The sequence below is a fragment of the Psychrobacter communis genome (genome assembly GCF_014836505.1).
GTDB lineage: Bacteria > Pseudomonadota > Gammaproteobacteria > Pseudomonadales > Moraxellaceae > Psychrobacter > Psychrobacter faecalis.
The window spans coordinates 60,403-72,480 of record NZ_JACSQR010000004.1 but is presented as its reverse complement, the minus strand read 5'-3'; the positions used below and the strand labels follow the sequence as shown (position 1 = coordinate 72,480).

At 44.9% G+C, this 12,078-nt stretch carries 10 protein-coding genes; 6 read left to right on the top strand and 4 right to left on the bottom strand.

The window, feature by feature from the left end; all coding sequences use genetic code 11:
* Positions 1-298 precede the first annotated feature (298 nt).
* Positions 299-955, bottom strand: a complete 657-nt coding sequence (locus tag H9653_RS02795) for a heme exporter protein CcmB (protein ID WP_191690365.1) — start codon at positions 953-955, stop codon at positions 299-301.
* Between the two features lie 184 nt (positions 956-1,139).
* Positions 1,140-1,769 (bottom strand): heme ABC exporter ATP-binding protein CcmA, encoded by a 630-nt coding sequence (ccmA, locus tag H9653_RS02790; RefSeq protein WP_191690309.1) that lies wholly within the window; start codon positions 1,767-1,769, stop codon positions 1,140-1,142.
* Between the two features lie 77 nt (positions 1,770-1,846).
* Between ccmA and H9653_RS02785 the strand changes: the two genes are divergently transcribed.
* From H9653_RS02785 to H9653_RS02770, 4 genes are all read left to right on the top strand, one after another.
* Positions 1,847-2,956 carry a hypothetical protein gene (locus H9653_RS02785; protein WP_225211572.1) on the top strand — a complete coding sequence of 370 codons (1,110 nt, stop codon included), beginning with the start codon at positions 1,847-1,849 and terminating at the stop codon, positions 2,954-2,956.
* A 68-nt stretch (positions 2,957-3,024) separates the two neighbouring features.
* Positions 3,025-4,029 (top strand): YbjN domain-containing protein, encoded by a 1,005-nt coding sequence (locus H9653_RS02780; protein ID WP_191690307.1) that lies wholly within the window; start codon positions 3,025-3,027, stop codon positions 4,027-4,029.
* A gap of 131 nt (positions 4,030-4,160) precedes the next feature.
* Positions 4,161-5,078, top strand: coding sequence for a histone deacetylase family protein (locus H9653_RS02775; protein WP_191690305.1), 918 nt, complete (start codon positions 4,161-4,163; stop codon positions 5,076-5,078).
* Between the two features lie 72 nt (positions 5,079-5,150).
* Positions 5,151-5,357, top strand: a complete 207-nt coding sequence (locus H9653_RS02770) for a DUF2905 domain-containing protein (protein WP_191690303.1) — start codon at positions 5,151-5,153, stop codon at positions 5,355-5,357.
* Between the two features lie 19 nt (positions 5,358-5,376).
* Here H9653_RS02770 and H9653_RS02765 read toward each other — a convergent pair whose 3' ends face one another.
* Both H9653_RS02765 and coaBC read right to left on the bottom strand, forming a co-directional pair.
* A complete protein-coding gene (locus H9653_RS02765; protein WP_144297833.1) occupies positions 5,377-6,159 on the bottom strand; it encodes a sulfite exporter TauE/SafE family protein in 783 nt (260 codons plus the stop codon).
* A 106-nt stretch (positions 6,160-6,265) separates the two neighbouring features.
* The gene (coaBC, locus tag H9653_RS02760) at positions 6,266-7,636 is read right to left on the bottom strand and encodes a bifunctional phosphopantothenoylcysteine decarboxylase/phosphopantothenate--cysteine ligase CoaBC (RefSeq protein WP_191690301.1); all 1,371 of its coding nucleotides are present in this window, start codon (positions 7,634-7,636) and stop codon (positions 6,266-6,268) included.
* Positions 7,637-7,767: 131 nt separating this feature from the next.
* On the opposite strand from coaBC, the gene radC reads away from it, so the two are divergent.
* Entirely contained in the window at positions 7,768-8,451 is a 684-nt protein-coding gene (gene radC / locus H9653_RS02755; RefSeq protein WP_191690298.1) for a RadC family protein, read from the top strand.
* Positions 8,452-8,792: 341 nt separating this feature from the next.
* Complete coding sequence (locus H9653_RS02750; RefSeq protein WP_191690296.1) at positions 8,793-11,702, top strand: acyl-CoA dehydrogenase; 2,910 nt, start codon at positions 8,793-8,795, stop codon at positions 11,700-11,702.
* Positions 11,703-12,078: the final 376 nt, after the last annotated feature.

The window sequence follows — 12,078 nt, the reverse complement described above, 5'->3', positions numbered from 1 at the left end:
CGCCTACCCGCTAACTTGCTGACGTTAAACGCTGGATAGAATCTACACGTGATTATTTGTTGAATAGCCTATTATAGCAAAGTTGCCAGTTTTCATCATGCTGTTAAGATAAAGGGCTTTCATCAGAAAAGGTATATAGTCGATACTAAATGAAATGGATAGGCAATACTATGCCGCGTGACTGGTGCAAATTTTTCTTGCTTGCTGTGCCTACGCCGACAGAGGCGACGAAAAATTTATCCCAGCCCCGCTGCCTCTTTTCAATATTGACCTGAATATAACATGCCAGCATTGATTGTTAATTTAACCATGCCATTTTTAAGGTCAGGGCAATCACCCATGGCATCACCAGTACCGAAATAATGCTACCTGCTAATAATAACGCTAAAATCGGCAAGCCGTTGAGACCTGTGGCAAATAAATCAACCGCACCAGTCGCAAAAATCAATACCGGTAGTTGCATCGGTAAGGCAATCAAAGGTACCAGCACCGCGCCGTTTTTTAGTGATAACGTCAAACTACTGGCGACTGCTGACAACATAAGCAGCATCGGACTGCCAGTGATAATAGATGCCATCAATATCCACGCCTCAAACCAGCTCAACTGAAATAAAGGCACAGCAAGCAAACTTAATGCTGCCACGATACCGCTACTAAAAATCCAATGGATGACCAAGCGAATCAGCACCCATAACGGCAGCGACGCTTTGGCGACGACCAATTGTGCCAGCGTACCATTATCAAAGGCAGGCTTAAATAAACCATCGACACCCATTACCAATGACAATAGAGCGGCAATCCAAACTGCTGAAACCCCAAGGCGTTGCAGTAAAGCAGGTTCGCTACCAACCGCTAGTGGAAATAAGGTAATAATCACTAAAAACAATACCAGAGGATATAACCACTGCACCGCGCCTTGCTGCTTGACCTGCCATTCGCGGCGCCAAAGCTGCATAAAACTGATACCGCGTGCAGCAGCTCCACTAGCATTTGCAGTATTAGCATCCGAGCTTGTATTCACGGTTTTTACTGCACTGTCTGTGTCTATCATTTATTGGCTCTTCCACTCATGCTTGTCGCACTTATATTGACGTTTGTCGCAGTTAGATTGATGTTTATGGCAGTTATATTGATAGCATTTACACCATATAATCGGACAAATCGAGCACTTGATTGGCAACGCCGACGGCTTGGTGACTAGTCATTAGTATCGCACCGCCAGCCGTAGCAAATTCGCGCAACCTATCTTCCATGCGTGCTACCATATCGACGTCAAGCGCGGTAAATGGCTCATCGAGTAGCCATAAAGGCGTGACCTCAGGTGTTAATAAGTAAAGCCGTGCAAGGGTAATGCGCCGTGTTTGCCCCGCAGACAAATGGCTTGAGCTGATGGTCTCAAACCCTTGTAACCCTACCCACGTAAGGGCGTCATCGATATCAGCTGTACTTGGGCTAATGCCATATAAATTAAGCAAAAAAGTGAGGTTTTGGGCGACGGTCAGGTTTGGATGAATGCCCAATTGATGCGATACATATAAAGGCTGCTCGGGCAAACTTATTGCTCCTTGATAAATAACTTCACCGCTCAGCACGGGCAATAATCCAGCCAATTGCATCAGTAGCGTCGTTTTGCCAGTACCATTAGCACCGACTAAATGACAAATGCTGCCCGTAGCAAGATTGAGCGTCACGCCTTCACATAAAGGGATCTCACCGCGCTGAACCGTTAGCTTATCAAGCGCAAGTAAAGCTGTATTCAGAGCCGTCATCCAAACCTCTCATTTATTTATTAAGCAGCAGGCAATATTCATCACAAACACCGCTGACGTTCGTGGCATAATACCTTATGCTTACTTTAACCCCACAGTATAACAAATTGTCGATTACTATGACCTCAAAACCTACGCAGACTTCAAAAGATAGCCAAAATTTAGACACTCAAAGTGCTACGAGCACCAACCTAACGCTCGACAGCTTAATCGAGGCGCAAGTTGCCTTTATGCAGCAATGGCTGCATGCGCAAGCCCAGCCGTTAACAACACAGGCTTGGCAGTGGTTTGGCGAGCAGCCATTAAGCAAATATATCAGCAGCGATGATTTACAACACCTTATTAATGACTGGTTTCTTAAGCAGCCGCTAAGCGAGGTAGTACGACGCGATATTCGTGATATTTTGCATACTATTATTTATCATCCGGTTAATGATAATGTACCTTTATCAGAATTAGTCGATGACAGCCAAGTTGAGATTTTAGCCAGCTATGTCGGCAGTCATGAAGAGCAGCGTAATATCTTGGTACATACGTTGGTTGGCAATGAAACCTTTGCTGATTTATTGACGCAAACGCTGTATCACGCTATCAACGACTTTATGGAAACCACGCTAGATAAAGCGGGCCCTGCTGGTAAACTGATGAAACTTGGGCGCAGCTCGTTTGAAAAAGCCACCAATCGCAATCTTGATGAAAAATTGCAGTCCTACCTGCATCGCAATATTAAAGACTTAACACGCCGAGCAGAAGCCAACGCTCAAGCGCATTTATCCAACGAAGAGGTTGCGCGCTTATTGGTCTCCGGTTGGGGGCGCATCAAAGAAAAACCAATCAGCGAAATCCAAACTTATCTACGCGATGAGCCTAACGATAGCAGTATCGCGCATATTGAAAACAGCATCCAACAAAGCTATAACCGGCTGCGCCTATCGCCTTACTTGCACAGCCTTGTGGCAGCAAGCGTCGATACTTGGTATACCAACCATCAGGATGATAGTATCGCCACTATTGCGGCAAGTTTACACGTCGATGAGCAGGCAATAACGCAATTGAGTACTGCCCTGCTCCCTGTCATCACGGACGCTCTTGAAAGCTTATGGTTTACGGCGCATATAACAGAGATGCTGCAAGCGTTTTACGCCCAGCCGAGTATCAAAGCAGGACTGGTATTTGGCAGCAATTAATCTGCTGTTTTAGCGTACGGTTTTCTCTAAAATTTTATTATTCACCCTTTATTAGTCAGCTATTATCTATGAGCCAATCTTCTAAACTCAGCTTATGGCAAAGAATCAAGCAGTTGCTTAGTATGGCAGCTGAACAGGCTACTATTGACGACACGAAGATTGATAACGACTTGGACTCGGACTTAAGTTCAGATTCAAGTCTGACAAAACAGGATAAAAACAACGCTTATCCTTTAGAAAATGAAGGTGATAGTAATAAAGATAATGGTATAGAAAGCTGTCTTAAAGACGCTAAAGGTAATAAAAACGATGATACGGATATTAGCGGCTCTAGCACTGACTTAAACCATAATGTGAACCGTAGCGCAAACCACAGCGTTGATAACCACGTTGATAATCACTTCGATGAGGTTATTTATAGCAGCCTTAGTAGCAATCTTGATAGTCGCTTAGATAGCAGCACTGATACTGACGCTTATTTTGATTTTGATAATGACATCGACAGCATGACGCAGCAAAATGCGCTCAATGACACTCCCATTGTCAATTATCTTAAGCAGTATTTTGACGAGCAACAATGGCATTATAACCATTATCGACCCAAAAGCAGTGACAGCGACAATAATGACAGCCAGCAATCACACTATTTGTCTTTTAGAATGCGTAATAAAAAGCTTGATTGCGGCTATCTGTTTCGCGTGCAAGAACATAACAACCTATTGGCCGTCTATGGTATCTTGCCGTTCTTAATACCCGAAAGCCATCAAAGTGCTGCGATGTTACTGATTACCCAAATCAATTACGACATGCTGATTGGCAACCTCGAAATGGATATCAATGATGGCGAAATACGCTACAAAAACGCCATCGATGTCGAAGCGGTCGGTATGGATGAAAGTACCATTGAGCACTTATTACAAAGCGTCATCGCGATGACCACGGTGACTTATGAGATATTTAGTGAATTGGTCAACAATCAAAATCCTGCTACAGAGTTGCAAGAGCTATTGATGGCGCTATATCGACAAGAGGATGCGCGCACCTTTTTCTTACCCACGCAATTTGTTCAGTAATCCATTGCGCAAACTCAGTATTTGTCGCTCTTACAATTACTCACCAACCCCCTACATTCAAAACGCTTAAATCTCTCTATTCTTTTACCTTCTGTTCTTAAATTACTTTTTAAAAGACATACGTTAATACTATGCTAAAAATTGCTTACTCGGACATTTTTCGTTATTCCGTACCCGAAAAACACCGCTTCCCCATGCAAAAATATACCATGATTCCTGAGCGCTTACTGGCCGAAGGAACCATCACTAGCGATAATTTCTTTGCCCCAAAACGTCTAAGCGAAGAGGAAATTTCAACCACGCATACTGCGGATTATTGGCAGCAGCTTAAGACCCAGACCTTACCACGCAAAGAAGCGCGCGCCATTGGCTTTGAGATGACGCCAGAATTGGTAGAGCGCGGGCGTTATATTGCCCATGCCACTTATGAATGTGCGTTATTCGCCCAGCAATATGGCGTGGCGATGAATGTCGCTGGTGGCACCCATCATGCCTTTGCCAATCATGGTGAGGGATTCTGCGTTTTTAATGATGTTTGTATCGCCAGCAATTTATTATTAAATCGTGGACAGGCGCAAAGAATCTTAATAGTTGATTTAGACGTCCATCAAGGTAACGGCAATGCCAGTATCATGGCGGATGAGCCGCGCGTTTTTGTCTTTAGTATGCATGGCGCGAAAAACTACCCATTTCGCAAACAAGTATCAGACTTAGATATCGAACTGGATAATGATACGGGTGATGTAGAATACTTACAGATATTAGAGGATACGCTGCCACGCTTAATCCATGAGTTTGCACCGGATATGATGTTCTATCAATCTGCGGTCGATGTATTGGCAACCGATAAATTGGGCAAACTTAGCCTGACGCTAGAGGGTTGTAAGGCGCGTGATGCTTTTGTCCTACAACAAGCTAAAGCGGCCAATATTCCCGTTGCTATCGTCATGGGCGGCGGCTATTCAGAAGATATTGAAGACGTAGTTGAGGCGCACTGTAATACGTTTCGTTTGGCGCAGCAGCTGTTTTTTGCAGAATTGATTGAGTAGTGGGTAGCGTTCAGCGCAAGGAAAGATAAGAAAAGTAACGCGACAAAAGTAGTAAAGGTAGTGAGGTTATAAATGGCAAAAATATTGATTGGTGTAGGAGTCTTGCTGGTTATTATCGGCGTTATTTGGCTGCTGTTTCCAAATGCCTTTTCATGGATAGGCAATATGCCAGGCGATATCAAACACACCTCAGGCAATACTCGAGTTTACTTTCCAGTGGTCACTATGATAATCATCAGTGTCGTCGCCACCATCTTGTTAAATTTATTTAATCGCTAAACTTGTTTAAGCGTTAAGTTTATAGCAACGCTGTTATGCCTTGCCAACCAACTCGAATACCGAGAACAGTAAGAATCAATAAGATAAGCTGACGAAAGCGGGCTTGCGGTAAATAGCGACGCAAGCGAATCCCAACCAACAACGCAGCGATAGATAATATACTCAGTAACGCAATCAGCTGCCACTCATTAGCACTTAGCGCCATGATAGGTTCACGCAGAACAATGATTTGGGCAATTTTACCCAAGAAATAGCACATGTTGCCGACTTTGGCGATGGTGTTTTTATCGTTACTGGCGGACAATAAATACATCATGAGTATGGTGGACATGGCATTGGTCGCACCGCCAATAATACCAGCGCTAAACCCGACGATAATCAACACAGGCTTGGTATTGGGCAGACGGATTTGCTTACCGAGCAAGTTACTGCTTACATAAAAGCCAATCACCGCAGCTAATACCAATAGAATATATGCGCTATCGACCCACAGCAGTAGCTTGGCACCAAGCATACTACCGAGCAGACTGGTCAATGCCAATAACCAATAGCGCCTACCGTAATGGATGAAGTTTTGCCAAATACTGCGCCCGCCACCTGCCAGCCAAGTCATGGCATTGAGCAATAACGACGGAAAAATTACCAAGACAATCGCATGGGGTAACGGATAAATACTGGCAAGCGCGGTGGTGGTTACTAACGTCACACCCAGTCCACTAATACCGTGCAGCAATGATGCTAAGGCAAAAATTGCCAGTAGCAATAACGTCTGGGTACTATCGCTATCCATCATATTCGTCATATGAGTCATAGAAACTTATAACCTAATAATGATAGTGATGATAGATATCGGCGACTGACATTGACAACAGCGCAATCAGCATTACTAGACCGTTTCTTATGATTAATTATGCTTGATGACGTTGCCAAATCGTTTCACCAATAATGGTTGCCAACTGCTCAGCAATCTCATCTTTACTTGCCTTTTCAAGAATCACATTATCGTGCTCATAACGCTCGGAGAAAAACACTTGCATGGCATTATCGTCACTGGCAAAACCAATATCGGCGCGCGAAACGTCATTACAAGCGATCAAATCCAAATCTTTAGATAGCAGCTTGCCACGCGCATAGCGCTCGACATCTTGCGTTTCTGCTGCAAAACCCACGACAAACAGCTCAGGATGGGCAAGTGAAATCGTCGCTAAAATATCAGGGTTTTTAACCAAGTTTAGCGTCATAGCATCTTGGGTTTTTTTGATTTTTTGCGGTGCGGCCTCGAGGGTACGATAATCGGCGACGGCGGCAGTGGCGATAAAAATATCAGCAACCTTTATACCCGCACTCTCATTTTCAGCATGTTCATGTTGATGCTCTTCACCGCAACTACAGTCATCGTGATGATGAGAATGGTCATGGCTATGTTCATGAGGATGCTCATCAGCGTCTTCAGGCAAATACTGTAGCGCACTATGCGTGCCATCAACGCATTGCTGTGCGGCTTTCAACATATCTTGCGCTGATAACACATCGATGCGCGTGACATTAAGCGGTGTTGGCAAGGCAACTTTGCCACCAGCAATCAAAATCACGTCGGCGCCAGCGGCCACGCAAGCACGGGCTAAAGCAAAACCCATTTTGCCAGTAGAGTGATTGGACAAATAGCGCACCGGATCGATACCTTCTACGGTCGGCCCTGCGGTAATTACCACGCGTTTACCTGCCAATAACTGTGGCGTGGTTTGCATGGCCGTAAATAATTGCACTTCCGCTAATAAATCCTCAGGCTCAGGCAAGCGCCCTGCTCCGACGTCACCGCATGCCTGCTCGCCGCTGGCTGGTGCAATAATTTGATAATTCATATCACGCAGGGTTTGCACATTGAGATTCACCGCTGGGTGCGCCCACATTTGCTGATTCATCGCTGGCGCAATGATAACCGGCGCAGTCGTTGCCAAGCAGACCGTAGTCAATAAATCATCTGCCATACCCATCGCCAGCCGCGCTAAGGTATTGGCAGAAGCAGGCGCAATGACAATCAAGTCTGCCCATTTAGCAAGCTCAATATGACCCATACCCGCTTCTGCTTGCTCATCAAGTAATGAAATATGCACCTCATTACCCGTCAAAGCCTGCAAGGTCAGCGGCGTGATAAAGGCTTGCGCGCCTGTGGTCATAATGACGCGCACATCAAAGCCCGCCTTGACTAAAAGACGGGCAAACATAGCAGATTTATAGGCGGCGATACCGCCAGTGATAGCAAGCACAATATTTGACATAAGCATGGCATCAATAAAAAAAATGAAAGATAAAAATTGCGCTTATAGTAACAATTATGCGATAAGTTAGGGGAAGTTTTGTAGATTTATCTCAGTTATCTGACACTTATCCCCATTATGAAGGAGTGACAATGGCAATTAAAGACTGGCATGAAGATGATAGACCGCGTGAAAAACTGCTGAAATTTGGTGCGGCTCATTTATCTGATGCTGAAATATTAGCGATATTTTTGCGCACAGGCACCCAGTCGCAATCGGCCATTGAGCTTGCCCGCCATTTAATAGACCAGTTTGGCAGCTTAGCTGAGCTGTTGGCCGCGCCGCAAGAGACGGTACTTGCTTGTCACGGTATTGGTCCTGCAAAATACGCCCAGATACTGGCATCGCTTGAGATGGGTACGCGCTATTTGGACAGTCAGCTTAAGACAGGTCACGCCCTTGGACGCTCGCAAATGGTCAAAGACTATATCAGCACCCAGCTGCGCGGTGAATCTCGTGAAGTTTTTGCCGTGCTATGTCTGGATAATGCGCTAAATTTAATCAATTTTGAGATACTATTTACTGGCGGGATTTCCTCTTGTTCGGTTTGCATCAAACATGTGTTACGCCATGCGTTGAGCCACGCTGCCAGCCAGCTTATCGTTGCTCATAATCATCCTCATACTGACGCTACCCCATCAACGGCCGATAATTTACTCACTTATGAGCTAAAAAAAGCCTGCGACTTAATAGATTTGTCTTTAATTGACCATATCATCGTCGGGCGCAATGAAACGCTCTCGTACGCTGAGAAAAGCCTAGCGCCCTTTGACTAGCGACTTCTGTCTGACGCTTGATACATATTATCGACACAGCGTAGCATTTTGGCTCTTGATAGTTATAAACAACTGTTTCATATTGGTAGTTAACTTTATTTTTGCTGTGGCAGTTCTTGATAGACCTACTATTGATAGATTTATTTAATAGTGGGTTTACCCTTATTAATTTTAAAAACTGCTAGAAAAGAAGTACAACACAGGCATTTATTTTGTCATATACATTAACTTAGCGCATAAAAAATCTGATGGAAAAATAAAATAACAATTAGAATTATTCCATCAGTTTTTATCCATTTAAATTTTACGCTTGTGCATTCAGCGTTATAAAGGAGACAGTCATGGCCATTGGCTTTTTTATTTTGGCAATCCTCATTCAGTTAGCCATGGTCTTGGCCATCTTTTTATTATCCTTATCGCGTGTCACCGGTAGTATCGTCGCCCTTGTTACCGTCCTCGTCACCGCCTTTATCAGTCCGTGGTCGCTCATCTTAGGCATACCGATTGCATTACTGTGCTTGGTGCTGCTGCTCACTCCGCTGCGTCAGTCATTGATTACCAAGCCCGTTTATAAAGCTTTGGGCGGCGCCATGCCAAGCATAAGTGATACCGAACGTGAAGCGCTCGATGCCGGTACCAGTTGGTGGGAAAAAGAGCTGTTTATGGGCGCGCCAAATTGGGATACCTTTGCTAAATACCCGTATCCTGAATTGTCAGAAGAAGAACAAAGCTTTATTGATAATGAAGTCGAAGTGCTGTGCGCGATGCTTGATGAGTGGAAAATCCACCACGAAGATAAAGAGTTGTCTCCAGAAGCGTGGCGCTTTATCAAAGACAATGGCTTTTTGGGCTTAATCATTCCAAAAGAATACGGCGGACTGGAATTTAGCTCGTATGCGCAAAGCCGCGTGATGAGTAAAATCGCCTCGCGCTCACCAACCGCTGCCGTTACTTGCATGGTGCCAAACTCACTTGGCCCTGGTGAGCTTTTGATGCATTATGGTACCGATGCGCAAAAGCAACGCTGGCTACCGGGCCTTGCCAAAGGCGATGAAATCCCCTGTTTTGGTTTGACCGGCCCTGAGGCGGGTTCTGACGCTGGCGCAATTCCTGATACGGGCGTGGTTTGCTATGGCATGCATGAAGGCGAGCAAGTGCTTGGTCTGCGCATGAATTTTTCTAAGCGTTGGATTACCTTAGCACCTATTGCTACCGTCGTTGGCTTAGCCTTTAAAATGTATGACCCAGAAGGTCTGCTTGGTGACCCTAAAAAGACCGATTACGGTATTACCTGTGCATTGGTGCCTGCCAGTCACGAAGGCGTCATCACCGGACCGCGACATAATCCAGTTGGCTCGCCATTTATGAATGGTACGGTAGATGGCACTGACGTCTTTATTCCGCTCGATTATATTATCGGCGGCGTCGAAAACGCTGGGCGCGGCTGGCGGATGCTGATGGAATGCTTGGGCGTTGGCCGCGGCATTTCCTTGCCAGCGCTGTCAACGTCGGCCAGTGAAGTTGCCTATTTGACCGTTGGGGCGTTTGCAAAAGTTCGCGAGCAATTCAAAATCTCGATTGGTAAATTTGAAGGCATTCAGGACGTGACCAGCAGCATGGCAAGTAACACTTACATGCTTGAAGCGTTTCGTCATCTGGTTACCTGTGGTCTAAACCAAGGTGGCACGCCATCAGTCATGACGGCAATGGCAAAATACTATGCGACTGAAACCATGCGTGACGTCATTAACGACGGCATGGATGTCGTCGGTGGTCGCGCCGTACAAATGGGCCCGCGCAACTTTCTAGCAATTCCCTATCAAGCAATCCCTGTTTCTATCACTGTTGAAGGCGCAAATATTTTAACGCGCTCGTTGATGATTTTTGGTCAAGGGGCGATGCGTTGCCACCCTTATCTATTTGATGAGCTACAACTGCTGCAAAGTGACGATAAAGAAAACGCGCTTAAAGAGTTCGATAACTTATTCTTTAAACATTTGGGCTATACCTTTAATCGCGGCGCCAAAGCTTTTGTCGCAGGTTATGTCGGTGGTAGCAGTCATGCGCCAAACTTTGCCGATAGCTTTACCCGCCCTTATTATAAAGACATCAATCGTTTGAGCGCAGGATTTGCCCTGACCGCTGATATGGCGTTAGGTCTACTCGCTGGTGATTTAAAACGTAAAGAGATGCTCTCTGGGCGCTTAGCAGATATTCACGCCCATCTATTTATCTGTACAGCTATTTTGCAATTTTACGAATACGGTTCTAAGTCAGAAGCCGAGCGCTTACATGCAGAAGTGGCGCTAAAAAATAGCCTTTATACTATTCAAGAAGCGTTCTTGTCTTTGTTTGCCAACTTCCCAAATCGCATGGCGGCAAGCGTAGTCAGCTTTGTCACTTTCCCAAGCGGTCGTATCTTTGCCCCAGTGAGCGACGAGCTCAAACACAAATTGGGCGATACCTTTATGGATGACTTTGAAGCCAATCCATTCCGCGATTATCTTAAAACCATGGTGTATTACAATACTGAGCCAGATGATGTCAATGGTCGCATGGAAAACGCCTATCAAACCCTGCTCGAAGTAGAGCCTTTATGGCAGAAATTTAAAAAGGCAGAGCATAAAGACCATTTCGAGGGTCTGACTTTTGAAGATCATGTGGTTTATGCTAGCCAAAATGGTGATATTACCGAAGCAGAGGCGGAGCAGCTGATTCGCTATAATGCCATACGTTTTGATTCCTTATTAACCGATGTCTTTGATAAACATTTAGCCGCAGCGCAACCTCGCGATAATCCGCACAGTTTGGATAATGCGGTACATAAACTCACCGATTACGCGCAGTTAAAAAACCAAGCGCAAGCAAGAAACGGCGTTGCGACAGATGATTCTACGCAGACGGCTGATGCGGTCACTGCTGATAAGCAAGAATCCACGGGCGATGACAACCCTGACCACGGCTATGAAAGCGATGGTGATGTCAAAATGGTCAGTGAGCAAGACACGGTCGAAGAAGTGCAAGAACAAGCCGACTTTAAGAATACAAATCCTGATGCAGAATCGCTTGATCCGCGGCGCCGTGATGCAGAAACCCATCTGAGCGAGCGTATGAGCTATAACCATAGCCTGCATAAAACGGACTCGCATGCTGATAAAACACAGAATGAGATAGAAAACGGCGTAGAAAAATCTGACAATCATGCTGAATGGCAAGATGGTCTACGTCGTGACGAAAATGACAAGATATAAAAAGGTGTGAAGTCATTGCGGTTTTAAACGGTCACGATATAAAACTGCTAAGACCAACCTTTGCTCATAATCGGTTCGCCCTTAAGCGAGATTATTCAATATGAATGGTCACGCTTTTTTGTTTATACCCCGACTACTACCAATAAATTGACTCAAAAATTGCTTATGTTATTCAATTTAATCTAAAAATTTTTGCCTATAAATAAAATTAAAATACCGTGCGTTTATTCTCTCACCCTGTTTTAGTCATAAATATTTCTTGCAGTTACCCCAACAATTCTTTTATATTGTCCCCAAAATCTGACTTCAGAGACAGATAACCAACTTTTAGACGTAACGAAAATAGGCATAAAAACGATACTTATATACTAAGTAG